Here is a 24,542-nt window from a genome sequence, read left to right as displayed (position 1 = left end):
CCTTACGTTATGCTTATCGAAATCAAGAACATCCTTCTCCCCCTCACCGGGGCCGACGATCTGGATTCAGTCATGTCGGTGGCCCTGGATTTTGCCCGTCGTTTTGATGCACACCTGTCTGCTGTCGTTGTCGGATCAGATCCGACCGAAGTTGCCACACTCGCTGGCGAAGGCATTTCTGCCGGAATGGTGACGGAAATGATTGATGCGGCGGCCACGGAAGCTCACCGCCGCGCCATCAGGATCCGACACAGTTTCGACAGCTTCGTGCATAATAACGGGCTTCGCCGCGTCGAAGCCTCTAAGATCGGCATGTCCATTGGCGGTGGCGTCAGTGCCAGCCTCGAAGTGCTGGACGGCACGGAACATGATGCTCTCACATGGCGCTCACGTCTGGCAGACATGACGCTCGTGCCCAATCTGATTTCAGCCACTGACCCGCGCGCATCAGAAACACTGCATGCCATTCTTTTTGACAGTGGGCGTCCTCTGGTCATTGCTCCGCCAATTGCTCCGAAAACAGTAGGCAGCCGCATTGCCATTGCCTGGAACGGAACGCCCGAGTCTTCGCTTGCACTCCGCTGCATCCTGCCATGGGCGCATACTGCGGAAGGCGTTCAGGTTTTGACATGCCAGGAATATCAGCGTCGCGGCCCTACGGGCGACGATGTTGTCCGTTACCTGCGTCTACATGGCATTTCCGCTACGACACGCGCTTGCGACCCCATCAATAAGGATGTCGGTGCCGGCCTGTTAAAGGGGGCTGAAGATTTTGGTGCTGATATGCTGAGCATGGGGGCCTACTCCCACTCCCGTCTTCGCCAGATGATTCTGGGGGGCGTGACCCGTCATATCCTTGAGAACATGAAACTCACGGTTCTCATGAGCCGCTAATCATGCGTCCTTTTCGGGAGTTCTGCGTTGAAACAGTCATCTGACGTCACAACCAGAACCCCGGAAGGACACATTATGATCTCCCGACTTGCCGGCCCAGCTTTTTGCCTGAGTGCTCTGATCGCTATGCCGGTGCATGCCATGGATGTCCCGCAAGCGCCGGACATTTCGGCTTTTACGCTTCAGGAGCCTGCCAAGCGTCTGGGCCTGCATCTTGTTCCATCCACGACACTCAGCTCTGGCTACAACACAGCTTTTTACTCCCGCGATCAGCAGACGGGTGCCCTGACACTCACGACTGACGGCCTCCAGCCAGTCATTCGTGGAAAGGTCGCCCCGGAAACGCTTTTGAGAGAAAATACTGCATGGTATTTTCAGCAAACGAATTCTGACATGACAGCGACCGTGCACATTGATCAGCTTCCACGAAATGGAAAAGTGGTCATTGGCCGCCTGGCAAGCACACAGCATCCAGTGGCAGAGCTAAGTGTTCAGGGCGACCGGGTCTTTGCACTCGTGGACAATGGCACATCCAAGCAGAGCGTTGTGGTCGGCACGGTCTATCCGCATCAGACCATTCGCTACGGAATTCATACGTCTCCGAATGGTCTGATGCGCATCATCGTCAACGGAACAGACAATCACTTCTCATTGCCCTCTGCCGCGATAGCACAGGGTGTATGGTTCGAAGCTGTGGCTGGCGAACAGGGTTGGCACGCACCAACTCACTCCGATATGGCCCGGGTAACCTTCACCGGCCTTCAGGTTCATCACGAAGCAGCCTGACAGTCTGTCACAAAGTTTTGCGAGCGCCATCTGACCATGCTACCCGACTGCTCATGATATCGCCCGCTCGCATGATCCATGTCTGGTTAGGTGCCTGTCTGCGCTCCACCCACTGGAATGTCGGAGGCACCAAACAGGCAAGAGCGCTTCTGACGCAAGCTGATCAGGGAACAGTTCTTGCCCTCTGGCACCGTTCCCTGACACTGGCTCCAGCGCTCTGGTTTTGGGCCCGGGCGATCGAACCACGGGTGAAGCTGCGGGTTCTGATTTCCCGCAACGCGGATGGACGCCTTATCGCGGATGCTATTCGTCCTTGGGGAATCATTGGCATTCATGGCTCCACGTCCCGCAAAGGGAAGGACAAAGGCGGCGCGGCGGCACTGAGAGTCGCTCTTCGGGAACTGAAGCAGGGTGCCTTTGTCGCCATTACTCCAGATGGCCCACGCGGCCCAGCAGAAGAGGTGCAGCCGGGCATTCTCGTGCTATCGCGGATTTCCAGACGCCCCATTATTCCTCTGGGTATGGCCTGTAACAGCATTCGCCTGCCCTCGTGGGACGGCCTTACATTTCCACTCCCCTTTGGGCGCGGGTCTGTCGTGGTCGGTGAACCGCTTCTTGAACCGGATACCGAGACGCTCCGTGTTGCACTCAATGCCGTTGCGAAGCAGGCGGAAGCTAACGTCCACAATCAAAATCTTTCCGTCATGGATCGGTTGTGGGGGGGCGTTGGCAGCCTTCTGGCTCCTGCTCTGACGATCATGCTGCGGGTACGTCTGAAGCGAGGACGGGAGCTGCCAGACCGCCTTCGTGAAAGAATGGGTCTAGGGGGCGGTCATCGCCCTGAAGGTACACTTCTCTGGATACATGCCGCCAGCGTGGGGGAGACCCTGTGTGCGCGACCATTACTTGATGATCTTCTGGAAAAGCGCCCAGATCTGCATGTCCTGTTCACAACCGCCACGGTGACGGGTGCAGAAATTGTCAGCCGCCATCCAGAATTCGGGCGCCGCGTCTCTCATCGTTTTATTCCTCACGATGTGCCGCGCTGGTTTGGCCGTTTTCTCACGCATTGGAAGCCGGATGGTGCTGTCTTTGTAGAAAGCGAACTCTGGCCCGGTATTATTGCAGCCTGCTACCGCAAGGCTATTCCCGTCATGCTGGTCAACGGTCGCCTCTCGGATCGCTCGGCTCGCCGTTGGAAAAAAGCCTCAAGCCTGACTGGACGCATGTTTTCCCGCCTTTCCTGGGTTGCAGCCCGAGGCCCGGAAGACGCGACACACTTCCGCTCCTTAGGCACCAAAGCCGTTTATGAAGATGGAGACCTCAAACAGGACGCCTCTCCTCTGTCATGCGACTTCGCTGAATTAGAACGACTTCAGGCCGTGATTGGAAATCGTCCGGTTTTCGTCGCGGCTTCGACTCATCCTGGTGAGGAGGAACTGGTTCTGGCAGCAGCAACACTCGCCAGAGAAAAACAACCCGACCTTCTAACAATCCTCATTCCTCGGCATCCAAAACGTGGCGAGGAACTGGCTTCGCGCTTTGATCTGCCCCGGCGATCTGTTGGGCAGGAGCCGAACAAGAAGACTCATGGCTGGATTGCCGACACATTAGGGGAACTGGGCCTGTTCTACAGACTCGCGAATTGCTGCTTCCTGGGCAACTCTCTCGCGGGGAAAGGCGGTGGCCACAATCCTTTCGAACCACTTCGCCTGGGCGTTCCGACTGCAACCGGCCCTCTTATGGAAAACTGGCGGGAAGCGGTTAACCTGCTGCACGATTATCTTCACATCGTTAGGGATATCGATAGTCTGAACCAGTGGATCACTGAACCTCATGTCACGCCTTCACCCGCAGTGCTTCAGCGCTCCGTGGTGTCCAGACTAAGCCCCCGCATTCTGGAGACACTTGAACGATGAGACTACGGGCTCCGCGATTCTGGTCCGTCCCGAGGGTAGGCCCTGCGGCATTCATGCTGCGCCCTTTGGCAGGAATCGCGATCCGTCTGACCCGTCGCCGTATGACCCGCGAAGGCTACCGAGCCGTAGTCCCGGTACTATGTTGCGGCAACGTGACTGCTGGAGGCACGGGAAAAACACCCCTGACACTGGATCTGGTCCAAAGACTGAAAGATCGTGGACATTCTCCGCATATTCTCAGCCGCGGTCATGGTGGCAGAGAGAAAGGGCCGCTGGAGGTCAATCCGGGGCGTTCGAGCGCCCGTGATGTTGGCGATGAGCCTCTTCTTCTGGCAAAAGCCGCACCGACATGGGTCGGAGCAGACCGGGCCCAGACCGCGAGACTGGCGGTTGGCCAAGGCGCTGATTGTCTTGTGATGGATGATGGTTTCCAGAACCCAGGACTTCACAAGGACCTCTCGGTGCTGGTCGTGGATGGCGTCGTGGGGTTTGGCAACGGGCAGGTCATGCCCGCCGGTCCTCTGCGTGAACCGGTGCTGGATGCTCTGAAGCGCGCGCAGTGTGTGGTCATCATCGGGGAAGACCGTCACGGCCTGCTGCTCACCCTTCCCCCATTTCTCTTCAAAGCTCAGGCCAGACTGGTTCCCGGCCCTGAAATCCGCGGTCTGCAAGGCCGGAGAGTTGTCGCTTTCGCGGGGATCGGCCGCCCCGATAAATTTTTCACCATGCTGCAGGACGCAGGAGTCTCTCCTGTTCGCTGCCTTCCCTTTCCGGATCATCATGCCTACTCGGCCAATGACATCCAGCGCCTTGAAACGCTGCGTCGGGAATCCGGAACCACGCTCGTGACCACAGCCAAGGATGCGGTCAAACTTCCTCCCGCTTTCCGGGCGCAGGTCACCGTCATCAACGTTGAGCTTCTTTGGGCGGACCCAAAAGCGCCGGACTATATTCTGGATCTTCTGTTCCCTCACTCATGACCTCAATTCCACATCGGGCGGAAGCCCTGCTTGTGCGCGTCCTGCTGGGCTGGCTGCGCATTCTCCCCCCTGCGGCCGCGTCCACACTGGGTGGCTCCGTCGCGCGCCATATCGGACCTCTTATTCCCGTCTCCAAAGTGGCCGACCGAAACCTGCAACTGGCCATGCCACAACTGACCCGGGAAGAACGGGGCAGTATCGTCAAAGACTGCTGGGAAAACCTGGGACGCACCGTGGCGGAGTTTCCGCATGTGGGGCGATTGAAACAGAATACGCCGACGGGCCCAGGATGGCGTGTTGAAGGATCGGAATATCTGGAAGCCGCACGCGCAACGGGGCGCCCGGTCATTTTCTTTTCCGGCCATATTGGCAACTGGGAACTCATGCCCCCGGTCGTCGCACGATTCGGGATGCCCTTTGCATCCTTCTATCGGGCAGCCAGCAATCCGATTGTAGATTCCATCATCCACGCCCTTCGCCGCCGAGCTATGCGCATGGATGTTCCAATGTTCCCCAAAGGAGCCCGTGGAGCTCGCTCTGCGCTGAAGCACCTGTCTCACGGCGGGCATTTAGGCGTGCTTGGCGATCAGAAAATGAATGATGGCATCGAGGCCAGTCTTTTCGGTCGTCCCGCCATGACAGCCTCTGCAACTGCCGTGTTTGCCCTGCGGCATAAAGCCTTGATTGTAACCGGACATGTGCGCCGCGAAGGCCCTGCCAGACTGGTACTCGTTGTGGATCCCCCCATTGATCCACAGCCTACCGAGAATCGTCAGGCAGATGTCCTGAAGCTGACACAGCAACTCAACGACCGTCTTCAGGAGTGGATAGAGCAGGAACCCGGCTCATGGCTCTGGCTTCACCGGAGATGGGACAAGGCGCTGTATCGGAATATGACAACAACATGTTGAGCCATGCAATTTTTGCATGGCAGATTTGTCACAGTGGGGAAAGTTTATGTCGCGGAAAGGGGTTTTGGCGTCATTTTAGATTGTGAAAGGGGCCGTTTGGATTTTAGCCTGACCTTATCGCAATCCACGGGCTCCCCCGCCCCGCTCTGATGAGGACTTTCCTGATGGCGCAGGCAACTCCCCTATACGATCTTTCACCCGTTTCGATGGGCGGTAATGTCGTGACGTTGAGGCAGGGTGTTCTCCCTCGTCACCGCGAATATCTGTCGCGGTGGCTGGAAGCCGGAATGCGGATGGGTCTCTTCGATGCAGAAATCACACCGACGGATTCCGGGGTCACGAATTTCGATGGAACGACACCCATTGAGCATGTTCTGGTCTGGGTCCGTGAGAACCCGGATCCAGCCTACATGCTCCGCCCGCAAGGGATGCGCTGGATCCTGATCGATCATCTACGCAATCATGAACTGGGCAGCTATGCCAGCTTTGAACTGGCTCTTCACACCATTCGCCCGGTTCTGCCGCTGGCCGAGACCTACGCAGCCTGAGCCGCGCGGTCAGGATTGCCCCTGACACGCCAGTTGGCTTTCAAGAAAAGCCATAAAAAAAACACGCGCCAATCGCCATGGACGCGTGTTTCTATTTCTGAACCAGCAGTATTTTCTCAGCTTGGACGGACCGCAATATCCCGGGATGCTGGAACAACGATGCGGGCACCACCGCCACGCTGAATCTGGAAAATAGCCAGCGCGCGAGTGACATGACCGTCAGCGCGCAGGCGGAACAGGCCATCCACACCCATATAGCCGTCCGGACGGGTCAATGCCTGAACGGTCGGGCCTCCCTGCTTCATCAGGTTGCCGGCAAGAGCTGCGGCATCATAGGCGAAATCCGTCACAGGTGATGGCGCCTGATGATAAACCGCCTTGTATTGGGCCACGTACCCATTGCGATCCTTGGCATCGGGCGCAGCATACCAGGCACCATGCAGGGCACTGAGCTTGCCATCAAATGCCTTCCAGAGTGCTGGCCCCATGATCTGCACCTGATCTGACGTTACTTGGTCAGCGTGTAGCGCAGTGATGATGCGCCCTAGCTCCACACCGGTATCTGCCAGCAGAAGAGCGTCAAACGGAGGGGGCGGCACCGCTGGCGCAGCAACTGGAGTTGCTGGGGGCTGCGCAGGCGTTGTCGAGTCGGCAGGCGAATCGGCCGTAGGATCAACAGCCGATGGACCGGTCGGCGTCGAAACCACAGGTGCCGGCGGCTGGCGATTGGCAATATCTGAAAGGGATTTCAGGCCATCGTCGATGGTTTGCGCATCCATGGAATGAAAAACGATCTGCGGATCTTTCAGGCCGTCATCCCGGCAGGCCCGCTGTAGTCCTTCCGCCATCGCATGCCCCAGCGCGCTATCAGGCAAAAAGGCTGCAAAACTCTTACGGCCCGTTGCGCGTGCAGCATCCACCATCCGGCGAACCTGCTGCTCCGGTGTCAGGCCCATCACCCAGACGCCAGGACGAGCCTGCGTGGAATCGCTTGTGAACGCCAGAACAGGCTTGCCTGCTTCAACAGCCAGCGGCGCAAGAGCCGCGGTTTCTGTAGCCGTTAGCGGCCCAAGGAGCATGGCATCGCCACGTGTCAGGGCGTCATGGGCAGCCTGAGCTGCGCCACCGACGGCGTTACTGTCATGAACGTCCAGCACAGGCGAGCCTTGTGAAGACAGAGCCAGCTTGGCTGCATCACGCATTCGCGCACCGATGGCACCGTAGCGTCCCGTCAGGGGAAGGATAAGGCCAACGTCATGCGCACCAGGAGCCTGGCCAGAGCCGGGAATTCCACCCACGCCAGATGTCAAAGAGGAGTTTCCGCCGGAGCAGGCGGCCAGCGTCAGGAAGGTTCCTGCGGCCAGCCCAGTGCTTACACCCTTGCGCAGACGGCTCATCGGTCCAGAATAGACCCTTGAGTTCGTCACCGAGGATGCAGATGTCCGAAAAGTCATGTTCCGCTGAAACTCCCTTGAGCGATACGGCTGAAACGTTAACGGCCGCCCCGCCTTCGGAGCATGGCCCGAGAGTGGGGGGACAACTGATATTGGTTGCGACGCCGATCGGCAACCTGGCCGATATCAGCGAGCGCGCAATTGAAGCCTTGAATAGTGTTGAAGCTATTTTATGCGAAGATACACGCGTTACGGCAAAATTATTGATGTCGCGTAACATCTCCACTCCCACACGAACGCTTCATGATCATAACGAGCAGGATCGCGCACCGTTCTTTGTGGAAAAAATGGTGGCTGGTGCCAGCTTTGCCGTGGTGTCAGACGCAGGCACTCCCCTTGTCTCGGACCCGGGCTATCGGCTCGTCCGGGCAGCGATCGCGGCTGGCGTTCATGTTACGGCCATCCCGGGCCCAAACGCTGTCATCACGGCTCTGACTCTTTCAGGCCTTCCCCCTCTTCCCTTCATGTTTCTCGGCTTTCCAGCCCCACGAAGCGAAGCCCGCAAGACAGGCTTCGCGACGCTTCGGGCCGCAGAACAGGCTGGCGTTCGTTCCACACTGATCTGGTATGAGGGGCCGCACCGACTTGTCGAGACACTGGAAGATCTGATCACCGTCTTCGGCCCTGACCGTGAGGCAGCGGTTGGCAGAGAACTGACAAAACGCTTCGAAGAGATGGTGCGGGGAACGTTGGCGGAAGTGCTCGCCCATTTCCAGGACACTGCACCACGGGGTGAGATTACACTCCTGATCGGCCCCTCAGCAGAGGACGACAGCGGGGCAGACGATCTGGATACGCATCTCCGCGAAGCGCTGACCAGTCATTCGGTGAAGGATGCGGCCACTCTCGTGGCGGGAATTATCAAACTGCCCAAGCGCACGGTTTATGCCCGCGCACTGGAGCTTTCCCGCGAAACAAAGGACTGAACGTCAGTCCTCAGACTTCGGGAGCGTGAACAGAGATTGGGATACGCTCCCGCCCATCCTGATGTCCGACAGTGCGATGCGCGTTGTTCGGCCCTGAGCATCCACGACTTCCCACCCCAGAAGAGCAAGTGGTGCTTCGGAGAACATGAGGGTCAGATTCCCCTCACCCGGGCTTTCTGTTTTTTCAACCTGAAGGTTGATCTGACCGTTCTTACGCTCAAATCCTGTTACCGTGACATCGCCTGAGAGCTTCAGATCAGGCCGTAGCAGCAAACCGAGGGGAGTACGGTCCAGCGGCATAACCGTTACCTGTCCGACGCTCCGATCCTGAAAAACGACCTTACCATCATTGGCGACAAGAAGAAGCGGGCTGGGACTGTCATAGTCGAAGCGCATCCGCCCCGGACGATCAAGCGTGGCTGTCCCGGCAACAGCTTTCCCATCTGGTGCAATTTGTTGAAACCGCGCCTGAAGCGTTGTGATCTGCGCCAGCGTATCCTGAACGCGCGCAACCCAGCCCTGATCCACAGGACGGAGTTGTGCGGGAACGGCCTGAGCCATGGCAGGCAGCGGAAGAGCTGCTACGGATATGAAAGCGCTGGCCACAGCCGCGCGGAAGAAAAGACGGTTCATCATGCCTCTGGAACTGCCGATCAGGTCACGGGTTGCAAAAAGCTTCGCACCTGCATTCCATAACGTGTTCCTGCACAAACCGGAAACTGATCGCAGCAGGGCTTAACGCCCTACTCCAATACGTCTGACGTCAGATCGATGCTTCGCGGAACAGCGGCTTCACATTTCCGCCCCATGCACCTTCATACAGGGCAAGCCAGTACTCAGCCTGGTTGGGGCCACCATCTGCAATCAGATGCAGCGGGTCCAGAAACTGTGCTTCGTTGCGAACACGGGCGCGAAGTCCCTGCTCCGCGAGAGCCACAACGCGCTTTGCCAGCGCTTTCAGGCCACCAGGGAAGTCAGCCTGCATGCCCTTGGCAGGAACATCCGCACGGAGTTGCTGATAAACCTCCCAAGGCTGTTCCAATACCAGCTTTTCAGCGGCTTCCAATGTTGCGGCATCGTAGAACAGGCCAACCCAGAGCGCAGACTGGGCAACCATCATCTCCGGACGACCGGCGTCCGCGCCACGCATCTCAAGGAACTGCTTGAGGCGCACGTCAGGGAAAACAGTCGTGAGGTGATCCTCAAAATCACCAATGGTCGGCGTCAGACCTTCCAGAGCAGACTGCGCAGTGCCTTCCAGCCAACGCCGGAAGGAGCAGCCACTGGCGTCGATGTTTTTTCCGTCCCGAGCGACGAAATACATCGGCACATCCAGCGCCCAGTCCACGTATTTCTCGAAGCTGAAATCTTCTGCGAAGAACAGCGATGGCTGGCCAGAACGCTGATTATCGGTATCCGTCCAGATACGGGCGCGATTGGAAAGGAAGCCGTTTGCTTTGCCTTCTACAAAAGGCGAATTCGCGAACAGAGCCGTGGCCAATGGCTGAAGCGCCAGCGATACACGCATCTTGCGGACCATATCGGCTTCATCACCGAAGTCCAGATTGACCTGCACGGTGCAGGTCCGCGTCATCATATCCAGGCCCAGCGTGCCAACCTTGGGCATATAACTGCGCATGATGGCGTACCGACTCTTGGGCATCCACGGCATCTCGTCGCGCGCCCAGAGCGGCTGAAAACCAAATGGCAGAAAGCCCAATCCGAGCTCAGCAGCAGGACCGCGGATCAGATCGAAATGCTCCTGCATCTCGCTCTGCGTTTCCTGCAAGGAGACAACCGGCGCACCGGAAAGCTCGAACTGTCCAGCGGGCTCCAGAGAAATGGACCGCCCTTTCTGGCTGTTCTGCCCGGCCAGACCGATCAGCGCCTCACCGTCGTGGATCGGAGCCCAGTCCGGCCCCTCCAGTTTCCGCAGCAGCGCACCAATACCTTTGGGTTCATAAGGAGGCGCTGACAACGGTGTACGCCCATCGTCCTGCCCCGGCAGTACAAAGCCGAACTTCTCGTGTTCGGTTCCGATCTTCCATTCGGACCGCGGCTTGGAGCCCCGTTCCAGAACCTCGACGAGCTGCGCCCGATTCTCGATCGTTGCGCTATTAGACGTGCCGGGATTGGACATGGCGGTTTTGCCTCGATTTGCGATCGTTGTTCGATATTGATTGAACTTGTAGCACCTCAGACTGTCCTGTCACCCTCAGGCGCCACGACGCAGTGCAAGTCGCGCCAGTCCGGCGCAGACAGCCGTCTCGGCGCGCAGTACCAGCGGCCCCAGTGTCAGCGCATGAACAGCAGGATGCTTCTGAAGCAGCGCCACCTCCGCATCGGAAAAGCCACCTTCAGGCCCAATGAGAAGAGCAGACGCGACCAAAGGACCATCCGCTCCGGGACGTCGCTCAAGAGCCGCAAACAGCGGCTTGTCCTCAGGCCATTCCGCAAGAACGGATTTCAAGGGCTCCAGCGGCTGGATTTCGGGAATATCCAGCCGCTCGCATTGTTCAGCAGCTTCACTGGCAATCAGGGCAAGACGGTCGAGGTTCAGGCGGTGCGTGTTGGTTCGTTCGGTTACGACGGGCCGAAAACACGTCACCCCGAGTTCAGTCCCCATCCGGATAACGAGTTCTGTCGCATCCCGCTTGAGGGGCGCAAACAGCAGTTCCACACCCTCTGTGACCTGAGGTGCGCGCTCTCGCGTTCCCAGCCGCACTGTCCCTCTGTCTTTTCGCAAGGTCTGGATGATGGCATTCCACTCTCCATCTCGCGCATTGAAGACACGTACCGGATCTCCAGTGCTCTGCCGCATGACATTGCCAAGATAGTGGGCCTGACTGGCGGGAAGAGGAAGTTCCAGCCCTTCCGTGAAGGGAACATCCGGCACTTCAAGATAAAGACGGGGATCAGATCGGCTCATCCTTTTCCGATAGCGCGCAACAGCCATTGACGGAAGCGCATCTGCCCCTCATCACGTGCTTTGATGAGTGAAACCCGCCCCCATACCGATATCAGCCTGACAGGCTGGACCGGCCGCCTGCCTGAACCTTGGCGGTCCTACGCACTTTTGGCCCGACTGGATCGCCCAGTTGGGACATGGCTGCTGTTTCTCCCTGGGGTTTGGGGATTGTTCCTTGCACCAGATGCGCCACTCGGACTCCGCCTTGTCTACACAGCGCTGATTGCGTTCGGCTCACTCGTTATGCGCTCTGCCGGATGTGTGGTGAATGACATCTGGGACCGGGATATTGATGCCAAGGTTGCTCGAACCGCGGGCCGTCCGCTTGCCAGCGGTGCGCTCTCCCTGAAGCAGGGCCTTAAGCTGCTGGCCTTTTTACTTCTGTGTGGTCTGGGCGTTCTGGTGTGTCTGCCGCGCACATGCTGGCTTCTGGCGCCCTTTGCTTTGCTGCTTGTGGCGCTCTACCCCGCGGCGAAACGTGTGACGTGGTGGCCACAACTCGTTATGGGCTTCACGTTCGGTTTTGGTGCGCCCATGGGCTATGCCGCAGCAGGGGGCGGCTTGGATGGAAATGGCGCGCTGCTATATGGCGCTGTCATCCTTTGGCAGCTCGGCTTCGATACCATCTATGGCTTCCAGGACATGGAAGATGACGCCCGGATCGGTGTTCGCTCCACGTCTCGCCTTATGGAAAAGCGCGCTCAGCCCTTTATTGCCACCTGCTACAGCCTGATGCTTCTGGCGTTGGGACTCGTCGCCATTCATGCCCATCTGCATCTGGGGTTCTGGCTGTTCTTCCTGATCGCCGGCGGACTCCTTCTCCAGCAGGCTCGCACGCTGAACCCATACGATGCGCCAAACTGCCTGCGACAATTCAAGCAGAACGTTCCAATCGGTTTCCTTCTGGCTCTGGCCTTTATCTGCGGAAGACTTTGAACATCATGTCAGTCAGACTGCAGGACCCCGCGGCATTTATCCGCGAGAATACGGCGGTCGAGACCGCCAGCCTTGTTCCCGAAATTCCACTGCATCTGGCAACAGACATCACCCCCATCTGGCAGGCCAGCGAAGCCTTCCTCGAAGCGCACGGTATTGAGCCTCCGTTCTGGGCATTTGCGTGGCCAGGTAGTCAGCTAATTGCGCGATATATTCTGGATAATCCGCAGCGCGTTGAAGGTAGAAGAGTTCTGGACGTGGCGTGTGGATGCGGATTAGCCGCCATTGCCGCCGTAAAAGCGGGCGCGTCCACTGCTGCGGCCAATGATATCGACCCCATGGCTCTGGAAGCAACAGCCCTGAACGTTACGCTCAATGCCGTGACAGTAGCGCTTTGTCCGGGCGATCTTGTCGGATCGAAACCGGACTGTGATCTGCTGGTGATCGGAGATGTCTGTTACAACGAGGCGATGGCTGCACGCATCATGCCCTGGCTGCTGGAATGTGCCCGGCACTGCGAAGTCTGGCTTTGTGATCCAGGTCGCCACTACGCTCCGAAACTGGATCTGGACATCCTGATTCAACAGAACGTCCAGACCACTCAGGAGTTGGAAAGTACCGATCAACGAACGACGACGCTCTTCAGTCTGCGAGGTATTTCCGCCCAAGACTAAGGGCAGATCCCGTTAGCGCGGCGATCATCGCGCCTCCAAGGCAGATGAAGGCTGGATGTGGGAAGATCGTGAAAAGAGCTGCAACGAGCAGCGCACCCGTCGTCTGGCCACCCAGTCGTGCGACGGACAGCATGCCGCTGGCCCCACCTTCCCGCCCAGCCGGCGCAGAGACCATGATGGCCCGATTGTTGGGTGGCTGGAAAAGCCCGAACCCACATCCCGCCAAAAGCGTTCGCCACGCGATCGCAGCGTTGCTCGCGTCCAAGGGCAGCAACCAGAGCAACATAAAGCCGAATGCTGTCAGGAGCAGTCCGAGCGAGGAGAGAACTGAAGCGGGAAAGCGGTCAGCAATCTTTCCAACGACAAAAGACATCACCGCGACGCCAACTGCCCAAGGCGCAATCAGCAATCCAATCGTGGAATCTTCTCGATGAAAAGCCGATGCCAAGGTGAACGGCATGGCGACGATGTAGAGGTTGGAGGCCACAAAACCGAGAAATCCGACCAGACACGCCAACAGAAAAGGCCGCCGCGCCAGCAGATCCACCGGGACAATCGGCTCACGCCGTCCCTTTTGGTACCGCAGAAGCAGCCACCAGCAGATGACGCCCGCTCCCGTGAGCAACGATCCTGGTAGAAAATCGCCGTGCATCAATCCGTCCAGCCCGATGCCGAGCAAAGCGAAGGATGCTACGGTCAGAAGGGAACCTGGAATGTCTGCCTGCGTCTCGCTCCGCGGTGTCTGCGGCAACGCGAAATGGGCCATGACGAGAGCGGCAAGCGCGAGTGGAAGATTGATCCAGAAAATCCAGGGCCACGTCGCGACCGAAAGGACGATCGACCCAATTGTCGGGCCAAGAGCGACGCCAATCCCAACAAACAGACCGTTCAGAGCAATGCCCTTACCAAGCTCTGCGTGGGGATAAATGAAGCGTACGAGCGCGATATTCACGCTCATGATGCAGGCGCCACCCACACCTTGAAGGGCGCGCGCCAATGTCAGTTCCAGCAGGTTCTGGGACAGGGCACAGCCAACGGACGTAATGAGGAATAGAAAAATCCCGATCTGGCTCATGCGGGCAAAGCCTACTCGGGAGCCAAAAGACGCGAGTGGAAGCAGGCAGGACAGATTGGCGAGCTGATAAGCGTTCACCACCCAGATCGCCCGAGACGACGGGGCGTTCAGATCGTGGGCGATGGAGGGAAGCGCCACGTTTGCTATGGCGTAATCCAGAACGGAGAGAAGCAGCCCAAGAAGAACGGCTGACATTGCTTTGGCACGCTGGGCTCCGTAGAGCCCAGCGTGCCGTTGAGGGTCGACGCCGAGATCACTCTCGTCCGCCGCCTTGGCTTTCATCACGATTTAACGTCCCAGATTTCTAAGTTTCTTGCCCGAAAACAGATTGGCCTCAAGTGTCTCCAGGGAAACACCTTTCGTTTCCGGAACCATCATGAGGGTGACGAGAACAAAAAGTCCATTGAACGCTGCAAACATAATGAATGTTGATGCTGCCCCCATAGCCACCATGATCATGGGGAAAGTCTTGGAAATGGCCCAGTTTGCCGCCCAGTTCGTAACCGTTGAGCAGCCGATTCCAAAATCACGTCCGCGCGTTGGCTGAACTTCGGAACACAGCGTCCAGACCAGCGGCCCCTCTCCGATTGCGAATCCGGCGACGAACAACAGAACAAATCCACACAGTGCGATCTGTGCCTCAAAGCTCGACGCGCCCACGGCCAGCAACGCACCCACGCCCAAGAGCGCAAAACCCGCAATTGCGCAGCTTAGGATAAGCAAAGGACGGCGCCCCCACTTGTCCACGCAGGCAATGGCAACGCCCGTCAGAATCATATTCGTCAGACCAACGAGTGTCGTGGCCCAGATGGACGCGTTGACCCCGAAATGAGCGGCCTGAAAGACCCGTGGCGCATAATACAGGAGCGCGTTGATACCCGTGAGCTGCTGCATGACCTGCAGAAGCATTCCGAGATAGACGGAGCGGCGAAAGTTGGGATTGCTTCGGAAAAGGCCAAAGCCTGCGTCGCTGCTTTTGTGAAGACGCGCCTGAATATCTGCGAGCTCAGCTTCTGCCACTTCTTCGTCGGACCGAAGGCTATTGAGCACGCGACGCGCATGATCCTTGCGTCCCTGCATCATCAGCCAGCGCGGGCTGTGTGGCAGGATCAGGACAATGCCCAGAAACAGGGTGGCAGGAACAGCCATGATCCCCAGCATCCAGCGCCAATGCTGACCTGTTGCCAGCAGACTGTCAGACACGAAGGCCAGGAAAATCCCGAGCGTGACCATAAGCTGATAGAATGAAATCATGGACCCGCGCGCAGATTCCACTGTGATTTCAGAGATATAGAGAGGAGCGGCAAACGCCGCCAAACCGACAGCAAGCCCCAGGAAAACGCGCCCGACAATCAGCACCAGAGCAGAAGGCGCCAGCGCGCACAGTAACGTTCCTACAAGGAACAGAACCGCAGCCACGAGCATGGCTCCTGTCCGGCCATAGCGGCTGGAGATCCGACCGGCGGCGAGAGAGCCGAATGCTGCCCCCGCCATCATCGAAGATACGATCCACCCCTGAAGGGCGTCACTCGCGTGAAAATCTGTAGCGATAAAGGGCAAGGCGCCAGCGACAACGCCGGTATCGAGACCAAACATCAGACCAGCGAGAGCTGCCATGATGCCCAATGCCGTGGCGCGCGCCGTGCTGCGTTGAGGCTCTCCTGAGGAGCCTTCACTGCGAACCGCAGCAATCCCGACCATAATCTGTAATCCTCATCTCTAACTCAGGCCTGATGTAGGGCTTGGCGGCTCTTCTAGGGCCGAACACCATGCACCGCCATAGGCTGACGAAGGATTAGGTATACGAAAATGGGGAGTTTTGCAGTCCTGTGAGAAGATTTTGTTCCGCTATGCGTTCATTGCATAACGGAACAAAAAACAACTCTCACTTATCCGCGTAAGGATTTGTCGTCCCGCGAAGCTGAATACGAATGGGCACACCAGGCATATGAAATGTCTCGCGCAGCCCGTTCACCAGATAGCGCTTGTAAGCATCGGGCAGCATTTCTGCTCGGGTACCGAAAAGAATGAATGTCGGCGGACGAGCCTTCACCTGCGTCATATAACGCAGCTTGAGGCGGCGTCCATCAACCAGAGGCGGCTGATGACGGTCCAGCATTGCTTCGAACCAACGGTTCAGCTCACCCGTCGTGACGCGCGAATTCCAGACTTCGTACGCTTTCCGAACAGCCGGAAGAAGACGGTTAACACCAGCCCCCGTCAACGCCGAGAACGTGACGACCGGGATGCCACGAACCTGAGCAAGGGACGTCTCGATCCGGTCTGAAATGGCCTGACGTGTAGCAACGCGGTCTTCAACGGCGTCCCACTTATTGAGAGCCAGCACGCAGGCGCGGCCTTCCTTCTCAATCAGACGGGCAATTTGAAGATCCTGCTCGTGCACACCTAGTGTGGCATCAATCGTCAGCACGACGACTTCTGCCATTTTCAGCGCTTCGATAGAGGCGGAAACAGACATGCGCTCAAGATGCTGCTCGACGCGGGCGCGCTTACGCATCCCTGCCGTATCAACAAGCTTGATCGGGCCGTGTTCGTCATGCAGATCGACGGAGATCGAATCGCGGGTCAGACCGGCTTCGGGGCCGGTGATCATCCGCTCTTCACCGAGAAGGCAATTCAGAAGCGTGGATTTGCCTGCATTCGGGCGCCCCACAATCGCCAGATGAAGCGGGCCAGCCGGACGTTCTTCAGGCTCTTCGCCCTCTTCCAGCTCCTCGTCGCGACGACGACGGCGCTCCTGCTTTGGAGCACCGGGAAGACGATCGACGATCTCTCCCATGAGGTCACTAATCCCCTCACCATGCTCGGCGGACAGCGCCAGTGGCGTGCCCAGACCCAGCGAGTAGGCTTCTAGTGCGGAATTGGTCCCAGCCTGCCCTTCTGCCTTATTGGCAATCAGCAGAACCGGACGGTTCTGACGACGCAGCCAGTTGGCAAAATGAGCGTCAGTTGGCGTGATACCGGCGCGGGCATCGATGCAGAACAGCACCAGATCTGCCATGGAGACGGCAGATTCGGATGATGCACGCATACGACCGAACAGCGTGTCCGGCGCAGCTTCTTCGAGGCCTGCCGTATCAATCACACGGATGCGGCGACCGCGCATGTGGGCTTCGCCCTCCTTGCGGTCACGCGTCACACCGGGCTGATCGGAGACGAGCGCCTGACGACGCCCGACAAGCCGGTTGAAAAGAGTGGATTTCCCGACATTCGGGCGCCCGGCAATAACAACTACGGGCAGATTCTCAGAGGTCATTCGTTCAGCCATAGGCCCGCAGAACAGCATCCTGGGACAGCGTCAGAACCAGACCGTCACAGACGATCGGCTGAACCTGGCATGGAGCCGTGGTTTTACGGGTCGATTCAATTTTGCCGGTTACGGCATCAACAATCACCATGCCTTCCTGCGGCAGGGTAGAGAAACAGACCAGCTTGCCGTTTACGAGCAAAGGCCCCACCCACTGGATGGCGTCCTTCTGCACTTCCTGTCGGCGGAAGCGGCGAAGCTGGGTAATCCAGCGTACGTGGCCGGACAGACGGTCCAGACAGGCAAGCTGCTGATCGGTGGACAGAACAAACATCCAGTCACCGCAGATTGTCAGGGGCGTCTGGCCACTGACTTCGCGCTCCCACAAGCGACGTCCGGAGCGCATATCCACAGCCACAAGAACGCTGGACATGGAAATGGCATACGCCGTGCCATCCTTGATGACCGGAGCCCCGCGGATGCAGGAGAAATCCAGCATGGCGCCCATACCGTTGGCACCGCCAAGGCTATCGCTCCACACCATTTCACCAGAAGCCGCACGTAGCGCGACGAGGTCGCCACTGCCGAAGCCTGCCAGAACCACACCATCTACGATCGCAGGGGCGGCCTGCCCGAAGATGACGGTGTCCGCACCCGTTGCCTGATATGTCCAGACCTGTCGACCAGTTGCGGCTTCAAGTGCGTAAAGACGCTCGTCAATTGTCCCGAAAACGACAAGACCATCGGCAATCGTAGGGGCTGAGCGCCCGGGTGTGCCGAGATCGACAGCCCACTTGATCTTGCCACTGGCCGCATCGACGGCCAACGCCTGCGCAACGCCATCCACGATGTAGAGGGTCTCTCCGTCGAGTGCGACACCGCCGCCAATATTGGTGGAGCGAGACTTCTTGGGAGCCGGCTGATGGGACCAGAGCTGCTTCATGCCCGGCCACGTCCACGCCTTCACCACACCCTGTGCATCCGTGGTAAAAATCCGACCATTCCCGATCACCGGCGGGGACTGAATGGCCCCGCGGCTGTTTGGCATGATCGCCACCATGGACAGGAAGCTCGTCGGATTCACCTCGGCACCGATAGAGCGGCTCCACTTGATGTCCGAGCCGTTCCAGACAGCATTGACGGCAACATGGTCCGGCGTGCGGTCAGGCTGAAGCCATTCCGTCACGGACTGCGGTGCAGACAATGTGATGGGCGTATGATCTTCCGGATCAACGGTCAGACCTGCCCCAGTGGAGAGCACGTCAACGCGATGGCCGGCCAGCGTGGGCTTCTCATCATCGTTGAAGAGGCTGCATCCACCCATCGCAGTCAGAGCGGCGCCAGAACAGGCAACACGCAGCATCGAACGGCGGTTCATGGGCGCAGAAGAACGGTCAGGACGGCGCATTAACCAGCGTCTCCAAAAGTTTCGAGAAGAGCCTGCGCACGCGCACGAGCCCCTTCAGGTGCAGATACACTTCCAACAATCTGCGTCAGAAGGCGACGGGCTTCTTTCTGCTGGTCAGCCGTCGCATCTGGACGCAGATCCAGAGCAACCAGACCTTCCTGAGCCAGAGCTGACCAGGCGCCACCATTCTGCGCAAGCCCTTCATAGCCGGGACGCAACGTCTTCGGGTCCGCCGTGTTGGTCTGAGCATTCAGGACCATGTAACGGGCCATGTCCTTCAAGGCAGGCTCAGCGACAGAATCGGACGCGACACTGTTCCAGGCCTTCAAAGCAGATGCCAGATCATGATCCTGCATCTTCAGATCCGCCAGACGCAGCGCTGCATAAGACCGCACGCCAACAGGTCCATGATCTGCCAGGTCCTGAAAAACTGTCTCGGCTTTCTGCGTGACAGCCTTGTCGTGCTTGGGATCAGCCAGCGTCTCAAGTGTATTGAAATACTGAGCTGAGGCAGCCTGCTGGGCCTGCTTCCGGGCGTGATTCTGCCACTCCCAGACACCGCCGCCAATCGCTCCCACGACGACGACACCTGCCACAACAGCACCCCATCGGCGCGCAGCTGCCCGTAGGCGCTGAAGCCGAATTTCCTCGTTCACCTCTGTGATGAAATCGTCCGCCACCTGGTCCCCTGCTGGATCGGTCTTGTAAAGTTCTGGCGGAACCATACAGGCGCCGCACGTTTGCGGCAAACGCTTCGCTTGAGAAGCTGTTACCGAAAGAAACCGGCTATCAATTTAGGGCTTTCTTAACCCCCGCCGCATGATGCTGCCAAACATGAAAAAACCAGCTCTGCTTCTATCGCCGGTTCTGATGTTTTGCACACTGTGCGGCTGCGCGCCGGACCGGATTGCCTCTGCCATTACCGGAAAAGATTGCAATACGGCCTATCTGTATGATGACGAAAGCTTCTGCTCCCGCCCGGTTGGTCCACCCCCGCCCCAGCCATACTGCACCACCAGTTTTGAAGGCACGGATTGCTGGGCCAGGCCGGACCTGATGCCAAACGTCGCGCGCCAGACCTATGAAGGCCCGACGTCTCTAACGCCACAACAGAATCAGGTGCGGATGGGCCAGTGAAAACCCGTCAGTGATGGCCGAGCTTACGTCCAGCGGCAGTCAGTTCGGAAGAAAGCTTCTGAAATGACCCCGCAATGTGAGTCTGAACAGCTGCACTGGCAGAATGAATTCGTGAGATTTTAGCGCTTGCTTCCTGGCTAATGGCCGTCTCTTCACGGTTTGCCTGCCCTGAAACGCATGCGTTATAGGCCCGCGCTTCTTTTTCGTAGGCTGTCACTCGGTCCACGCTCTCGTTGTACTGGGCAACAGTCCCAGCCTTCACGGCCGGAGCGTCTGGCTCGGCACCACACTTGGGTGCGCTCCAACCGGATTCGGCGGCACTGGCTGTTCCAAAGGCGAACACGGACAGAAGGGACAGGCCGCAGAGTGCGGCGACGGGGCGAATCATAAAACTCTCTTTCATGGTCGAAGCGTCGCGCGCCCTACGCCCCGATCAAGGCGCAAATTTGGCAAACCGTCCCGTCGCTTCACCAATCACCTCATCGTCCTGCATGACCACCGTTCCACGCACGATGGTTGCCATTGGCCAACCCGTCACATGGGTTCCGTCAAATGGCGTCCACCCTGCAGGCGAGACAATCCAGTCATTGGTAATTTCCCGCTGTGCTTTCATGTCCACAAGCGTGAAATCTGCGTCGAAACCAACTGCCATGCGGCCCTTGGTCTGAAGACCGTAAACGCGCGCTGGCCCGGCGGACATCAGATCCACCAGACGTGCCAGTGACAGACGGCCTGCATTCACATGATCAAGCATGACCGGAACAATGGTCTGCACACCAGTCAGGCCAGCCGGGCAATTCGGCCAAGGACGTTTCTTTGCTTCCAGTGGATGCGGCGCGTGGTCCGAAGACACAACATCGACACGACCATCCTGAATGGCTTTCCAGCTTGCCTCGTAGTGATAGCGATCCCGCAAAGGCGGGTTCATTACGGCAAGCCCACCCAGCTTTTCATAGCATTCCGGGCCAACCTGCGTGAGGTGATTGACCAGCACTTCTACGGTTGAGACATCCCGAAAGTCAGCGAGATATTCCAGTTCTTCGGCTGTGGACGTGTGGAGAATATGGGCCGGCCGACCCGTCTTGCGGGCAATCGCCATGATGCGGCGCGTTCCCAGAAACGCACATTCCACATCCCGCCAGACACTATGTGTGGCGTAAGGCTGGCCTTCATGAAACATTGGTTTGCGTGCCTGAAGACGGTATTCATCTTCTGAGTGAAAGCAGACACGACGATGGCCGGAACGCATGACGGCTTCGATGCCTTCGTCGTCCTCGATCATCAGGTTGCCGGTAGAAGACCCCGCAAACACCTTGATCGCACAGACGCCTGGCTGCTGCTCGAGCATGGCAAGGTCAGGCGTGTTCTCACGGGTCGCCCCGATGTACATGCCGACATCGACATGAGCGACATTACTGATGTGCTCTCGCTTCCAGTCCAGCATCGCCTTGTCCGTAACGCTGGGCGAGGTATTCGGCATATCGAAAACTGTTGCGACACCGCCCAAAGCTGCCGCGCGCGTTCCGGTTTCAAGAGTTTCTACCGCAGCATTTCCGGGGTCACGCAAGTGGACATGGCTATCGATCAGGCCCGGCAGGACATGCAGCCCCGTCGCATCAATCACCCTGTCAGCCTCATCGTCGTGCGAAATGGACAGAGAAGCGATGCGGCCGTTTCGGACACCCAGATCCGCCTCCGCTTCTCCCCACGGGAATACGCAGCGGCCACCCCGGATAATCAGATCGTAATGCATGGTCTGTCCTTGTCAGTCTGATGAAAACCGCACTTAGCGAGCGCGGGAAAGTGTCTCGAAAACATCTCCGTCAGCCGGGATGCCTTCAACATGGTGTCGGAACCACAAAGCGTAGAACAAAAGCGTCCAGGCTTGGCGGGCGTGACCGCGCTGGGTCGCAGTCGAGAAAATACGTTCGACCTTGTTCGGAGCCATGACGTCCTGAATGCAGGACTGTTGCGCGACCAGCGGGCCCAGTCGTTGAGACTGTTTTTCGATCCACGGCCCAACAGGCACAGTGAAACCCTGCTTTGGGGCGAAAGGCTTTGCCTGGGGAAGCGCATCCTGAAGCCAGCGGCGCAGAAGCCACTTACCGTATCCATCCCGCACTTTGAAATGATCCGGGAGAGACCAGACAGCCTTTGCCACAACAGGGTCCAGCAGCGGTGTGCGCCCCTCGGCAGAATGGGCCATTAAGCAGCGGTCCAACTTGAGCAATAAGTCATTCGGAAGCCATTCGGCGATATCAAGCGCCTGCACTGCGGGAAGCCCCGTCAAACGCTGGGACAGTTCCATGGCCGCGAGCCCGGCGCGCCACTGACGCCCCTGCCCCGGCACACACCGACCAAATGTACCCGAACGCCAGGGGCCTCTTCCGCCGCGCCACCACGGCTTCATGGCCCGACGATAGCGCCCATATCCGGCAAAGAGCTCATCTCCCCCTTCGCCGCTCAGGATCACAGTGACGTCCTTGCGCGCTTCCTGCGCCAGAAACCACGTTGGGATGATCGCGTAATCTGCCGCGGGGTCATCCATGCAGGCCACGATGGCAGGCAGATGGGACCAGACCATTGCTTCTGTGACGGTCAAAACATGATGATCTGCACCAACCGAAGCCGCCAGCGCTGCGGCATCGGTAGATTCGTCCGCTTTTCCAGTGTCAAAGCGCGCCGTCCAGGTCATGGGACGCGGTAGCCCGAGTTTATGAGCGGCCGCGAGAATGGCAGAGCTATCAATTCCGCCCGATAGAAACAGTCCCAGAGGAACATCGGCCCGAAGGTGCGCATGAACACTGTCGGTCAAGGCGGCATCGAGCCTGCGCAGAGCCTGCTCGTCCGTCAGGTCAGCGGGGATGGTTTCCGTGGCTTCCTGCAAAGCGTGGCGACGACGCGATTCAACGATCCGCCCATCCACAATCCGCAGGGTTTCACCCGGCAACAGGCGCCGTATTCCCGGGAAAACTGTTTTTTGCCCGGTTGTGAACTGAAGCTGGAGCAGTTCATTCCGCGCCTTGCTCCTGACCCGCCGGATACCAAAGCCTCCAGCCAGCAAAGCCTGCGCCTCTGAGGCGAAAGCGATTCCACCTTCGTATTCCGCAATATAAAGTGGCTTGATGCCGAACGGATCACGGGACAGCAGCATTTCGTGCTGGCCTTGCTCATTCTCAACGGCGGCGATGGCATACATGCCACGCAGCTCATGCGTGTAGCCAGTTCCATCTCTCAGCCAGAGGTGCAAAGGCGGTTCACAATCGCTCCTGGTCTGGAAACGATCAGCAGGAAACGTACTGCGAATGTCCGGATCGTTGTAAATCTCTCCATTGGCAATCAACGCCGCATTCCCGACCCGGAAGGGCTGGGTTCCGCCAGCAATATCCACGATGGACAGACGGCGATGTCTCAGCGCGGCGCCCGTAAGATCCAGGCGCCCTTCCCCATCCGGCCCACGATGAAAAATCGCAGCAGACATTCGTTCCAGCGCGGCTTGATCGGGTGCCTTTCCGGGCAGACAGGACAGACCGGCGATTCCACACATCAGGTCAGCCCTCCGTCCAGAAATTCGGACCAGCGGGCCATCACAACATCCTGTGCAAACTCGCGCTCGAACCGGGCACGACCATTGTGTCGCAAACGATGGGCAAGCGCTTTATCTTCCAGAATATTCCCGATCTGGGCAGAGAAGGCTTCAGCATCCTCAACGGGAGCAAGAAGGCCATCTTCGGTCCCGGAAAGAATTTCCTGAGGCCCCTGAATAGCACTTCCGACAACAGGCACCGCTGCTGAAAGACCTTCAATCACGACATTTCCAAGCGGCTCGATCCGCGATGGGCAAACCATAACATCACATGCTCGCAGCCACGGCCCACTCTCCGCGACCCACCCCGGAAGATGAACACGGTCTGAAAGATTTTCGCTTCGGATCAGCGCTTCCAGCGTCGCACGCTCCGGACCTTCCCCCGCAATGACGAGGTGCACGCCTGGCAGACGGGTCATGGCACGGATCAGGACATCAAACGCCTTGTTTTCATGCAGGCGCCCTAGAGCCAGCACAAACGGAACATCGGGAGGCAGGAAATCCGGGCGTACAGGCGTCACAGACGCAAAATCTGTCGCAAAATTCGGTAGGTAATGAACGCGGTTCGCAGGCCATCCCTGGGCTTTCATCCAATCGGCCAAACCACGCGTATTACCAATCAGATGCTCGCAGCGCCGATAATTGGATAGATCGTAGTATCCGCCCAGACGCCCAGCTGTCCGCCAGGGACCAATCGGCAGTTTGCGCGCCGCACGACTCATCCAGGCCACAACGACATCAGGTTGAAACTCACGCAGGTTCCGGCGCAAGTGCGACCGCGTTGTGACATCCAGAGCGCCACCAAACCTGAACGTATGTGTTTCCACGCAAGCGGCACGAAGACGATCTTCCCGCGCGGAATCATGCCGGATCAGAGCGCGAACAGGGCGTTCATCCTGAGTTTGAGCCATGGAAAGGCGCTCAAAGAACAGTTCCGCCCCGCCTCGTGCCGACCCCGCCATGACATGGGCCACTCTGGCTTTACGCCCGGGAAAAGAAGACGACACCACAGGCGAAGGCTGGAAAGAAACGCTCATACTTTCTCTATCGGCCATGCAGGGCAACGCTTCAA

23 protein-coding genes are annotated in these 24,542 nt (G+C 58.4%); 10 read left to right on the top strand and 13 right to left on the bottom strand.

The window, feature by feature from the left end; genetic code table 11:
- The first annotated feature begins 9 nt into the window (after positions 1-9).
- The 6 genes from KP707_RS03315 (at position 10) to KP707_RS03290 (ending at position 6,038) form a co-directional block, all read left to right on the top strand.
- A complete protein-coding gene (locus KP707_RS03315) occupies positions 10-894 on the top strand; it encodes a universal stress protein (protein ID WP_046899585.1) in 885 nt (294 codons plus the stop codon).
- 75 nt (positions 895-969) lie between these two features.
- The gene (locus tag KP707_RS03310; RefSeq protein WP_211502126.1) at positions 970-1,680 is read left to right on the top strand and encodes a polysaccharide lyase family 7 protein; all 711 of its coding nucleotides are present in this window, start codon (positions 970-972) and stop codon (positions 1,678-1,680) included.
- A 53-nt stretch (positions 1,681-1,733) separates the two neighbouring features.
- A complete protein-coding gene (locus KP707_RS03305) occupies positions 1,734-3,599 on the top strand; it encodes a glycosyltransferase N-terminal domain-containing protein (RefSeq protein ID WP_211502125.1) in 1,866 nt (621 codons plus the stop codon).
- Positions 3,596-4,579 carry a tetraacyldisaccharide 4'-kinase gene (gene lpxK, locus KP707_RS03300; RefSeq protein WP_215751549.1) on the top strand — a complete coding sequence of 328 codons (984 nt, stop codon included), beginning with the start codon at positions 3,596-3,598 and terminating at the stop codon, positions 4,577-4,579. The genes KP707_RS03305 and lpxK overlap by 4 nt, the downstream gene beginning before the upstream one ends.
- Positions 4,576-5,490 (top strand): lysophospholipid acyltransferase family protein, encoded by a 915-nt coding sequence (locus KP707_RS03295; protein WP_211502123.1) that lies wholly within the window; start codon positions 4,576-4,578, stop codon positions 5,488-5,490. Before lpxK ends, KP707_RS03295 begins: the two co-directional genes overlap by 4 nt.
- A 164-nt stretch (positions 5,491-5,654) precedes the next feature.
- Entirely contained in the window at positions 5,655-6,038 is a 384-nt protein-coding gene (locus KP707_RS03290; protein ID WP_198150455.1) for a hypothetical protein, read from the top strand.
- 116 nt (positions 6,039-6,154) lie between these two features.
- Here KP707_RS03290 and KP707_RS03285 read toward each other — a convergent pair whose 3' ends face one another.
- Complete coding sequence (locus KP707_RS03285; protein WP_211502122.1) at positions 6,155-7,435, bottom strand: penicillin-binding protein activator; 1,281 nt, start codon at positions 7,433-7,435, stop codon at positions 6,155-6,157.
- 149 nt (positions 7,436-7,584) lie between these two features.
- On the opposite strand from KP707_RS03285, the gene rsmI reads away from it, so the two are divergent.
- The gene (rsmI, locus tag KP707_RS03280; protein WP_046899856.1) at positions 7,585-8,418 is read left to right on the top strand and encodes a 16S rRNA (cytidine(1402)-2'-O)-methyltransferase; all 834 of its coding nucleotides are present in this window, start codon (positions 7,585-7,587) and stop codon (positions 8,416-8,418) included.
- A 3-nt stretch (positions 8,419-8,421) separates the two neighbouring features.
- On the opposite strand, the gene KP707_RS03275 is transcribed toward rsmI, so the two are convergent.
- The 3 genes from KP707_RS03275 to KP707_RS03265 all read right to left on the bottom strand — a co-directional run bounded on the left by KP707_RS03275 (position 8,422) and on the right by KP707_RS03265 (position 11,374).
- The gene (locus KP707_RS03275; protein WP_211502121.1) at positions 8,422-9,054 is read right to left on the bottom strand and encodes an outer membrane lipoprotein carrier protein LolA; all 633 of its coding nucleotides are present in this window, start codon (positions 9,052-9,054) and stop codon (positions 8,422-8,424) included.
- A gap of 127 nt (positions 9,055-9,181) precedes the next feature.
- The gene (locus tag KP707_RS03270) at positions 9,182-10,558 is read right to left on the bottom strand and encodes a glutamate--cysteine ligase (RefSeq protein WP_211502120.1); all 1,377 of its coding nucleotides are present in this window, start codon (positions 10,556-10,558) and stop codon (positions 9,182-9,184) included.
- A gap of 75 nt (positions 10,559-10,633) precedes the next feature.
- The gene (locus KP707_RS03265; protein ID WP_211496462.1) at positions 10,634-11,374 is read right to left on the bottom strand and encodes a 16S rRNA (uracil(1498)-N(3))-methyltransferase; all 741 of its coding nucleotides are present in this window, start codon (positions 11,372-11,374) and stop codon (positions 10,634-10,636) included.
- 36 nt (positions 11,375-11,410) lie between these two features.
- Between KP707_RS03265 and ubiA the strand changes: the two genes are divergently transcribed.
- Together ubiA and KP707_RS03255 are read left to right on the top strand one after the other, a co-directional pair.
- Complete coding sequence (gene ubiA / locus KP707_RS03260) at positions 11,411-12,322, top strand: 4-hydroxybenzoate octaprenyltransferase (protein WP_211502119.1); 912 nt, start codon at positions 11,411-11,413, stop codon at positions 12,320-12,322.
- Positions 12,323-12,327: 5 nt separating this feature from the next.
- Positions 12,328-12,996 carry a methyltransferase gene (locus KP707_RS03255; protein ID WP_211502118.1) on the top strand — a complete coding sequence of 223 codons (669 nt, stop codon included), beginning with the start codon at positions 12,328-12,330 and terminating at the stop codon, positions 12,994-12,996.
- Here KP707_RS03255 and KP707_RS03250 read toward each other — a convergent pair.
- The 5 genes from KP707_RS03250 to KP707_RS03230 form a co-directional block, all read right to left on the bottom strand.
- On the bottom strand, positions 12,965-14,353 hold the full coding sequence (locus KP707_RS03250) for an MFS transporter (RefSeq protein ID WP_211502241.1): 1,389 nt from the start codon (positions 14,351-14,353) through the stop codon (positions 12,965-12,967). The genes KP707_RS03255 and KP707_RS03250 overlap by 32 nt on opposite strands.
- A 6-nt stretch (positions 14,354-14,359) precedes the next feature.
- Positions 14,360-15,772 carry a sugar porter family MFS transporter gene (locus KP707_RS03245; RefSeq protein WP_046899598.1) on the bottom strand — a complete coding sequence of 471 codons (1,413 nt, stop codon included), beginning with the start codon at positions 15,770-15,772 and terminating at the stop codon, positions 14,360-14,362.
- 184 nt (positions 15,773-15,956) lie between these two features.
- Positions 15,957-17,348: a ribosome biogenesis GTPase Der gene (der, locus tag KP707_RS03240; protein WP_211502117.1), complete on the bottom strand. Its 1,392-nt coding sequence runs from the start codon at positions 17,346-17,348 to the stop codon at positions 15,957-15,959.
- A gap of 4 nt (positions 17,349-17,352) precedes the next feature.
- Complete coding sequence (locus tag KP707_RS03235) at positions 17,353-18,747, bottom strand: PQQ-binding-like beta-propeller repeat protein (RefSeq protein ID WP_086634052.1); 1,395 nt, start codon at positions 18,745-18,747, stop codon at positions 17,353-17,355.
- Entirely contained in the window at positions 18,747-19,472 is a 726-nt protein-coding gene (locus tag KP707_RS03230) for a tetratricopeptide repeat protein (RefSeq protein ID WP_211502116.1), read from the bottom strand. Before KP707_RS03230 ends, KP707_RS03235 begins: the two co-directional genes overlap by 1 nt.
- Positions 19,473-19,581: 109 nt before the next feature.
- On the opposite strand from KP707_RS03230, the gene KP707_RS03225 reads away from it, so the two are divergent.
- The gene (locus KP707_RS03225) at positions 19,582-19,884 is read left to right on the top strand and encodes a hypothetical protein (RefSeq protein WP_046899858.1); all 303 of its coding nucleotides are present in this window, start codon (positions 19,582-19,584) and stop codon (positions 19,882-19,884) included.
- Between the two features lie 7 nt (positions 19,885-19,891).
- Here the strand turns inward: KP707_RS03225 and KP707_RS03220 are convergent, their stop codons facing one another.
- The 4 genes from KP707_RS03220 to KP707_RS03205 are packed head-to-tail and all read right to left on the bottom strand — an operon-like array spanning position 19,892 to position 24,507.
- Positions 19,892-20,272 (bottom strand): hypothetical protein, encoded by a 381-nt coding sequence (locus KP707_RS03220; RefSeq protein ID WP_086634050.1) that lies wholly within the window; start codon positions 20,270-20,272, stop codon positions 19,892-19,894.
- Between the two features lie 45 nt (positions 20,273-20,317).
- Positions 20,318-21,637: a dihydroorotase gene (locus KP707_RS03215; RefSeq protein WP_211502115.1), complete on the bottom strand. Its 1,320-nt coding sequence runs from the start codon at positions 21,635-21,637 to the stop codon at positions 20,318-20,320.
- Between the two features lie 33 nt (positions 21,638-21,670).
- Positions 21,671-23,431, bottom strand: a complete 1,761-nt coding sequence (asnB, locus tag KP707_RS03210) for an asparagine synthase (glutamine-hydrolyzing) (RefSeq protein ID WP_211502114.1) — start codon at positions 23,429-23,431, stop codon at positions 21,671-21,673.
- The gene (locus tag KP707_RS03205) at positions 23,431-24,507 is read right to left on the bottom strand and encodes a glycosyltransferase (protein WP_211502113.1); all 1,077 of its coding nucleotides are present in this window, start codon (positions 24,505-24,507) and stop codon (positions 23,431-23,433) included. Before KP707_RS03205 ends, asnB begins: the two co-directional genes overlap by 1 nt.
- Positions 24,508-24,542 lie beyond the last annotated feature (35 nt).

This window comes from Gluconobacter sp. P5E10, assembly GCF_018812145.1.
GTDB lineage: Bacteria > Pseudomonadota > Alphaproteobacteria > Acetobacterales > Acetobacteraceae > Gluconobacter > Gluconobacter cerinus.
The sequence above is the reverse complement of the archived record's forward strand: the minus strand, read 5'-3'. Positions and strand labels throughout refer to the sequence as shown.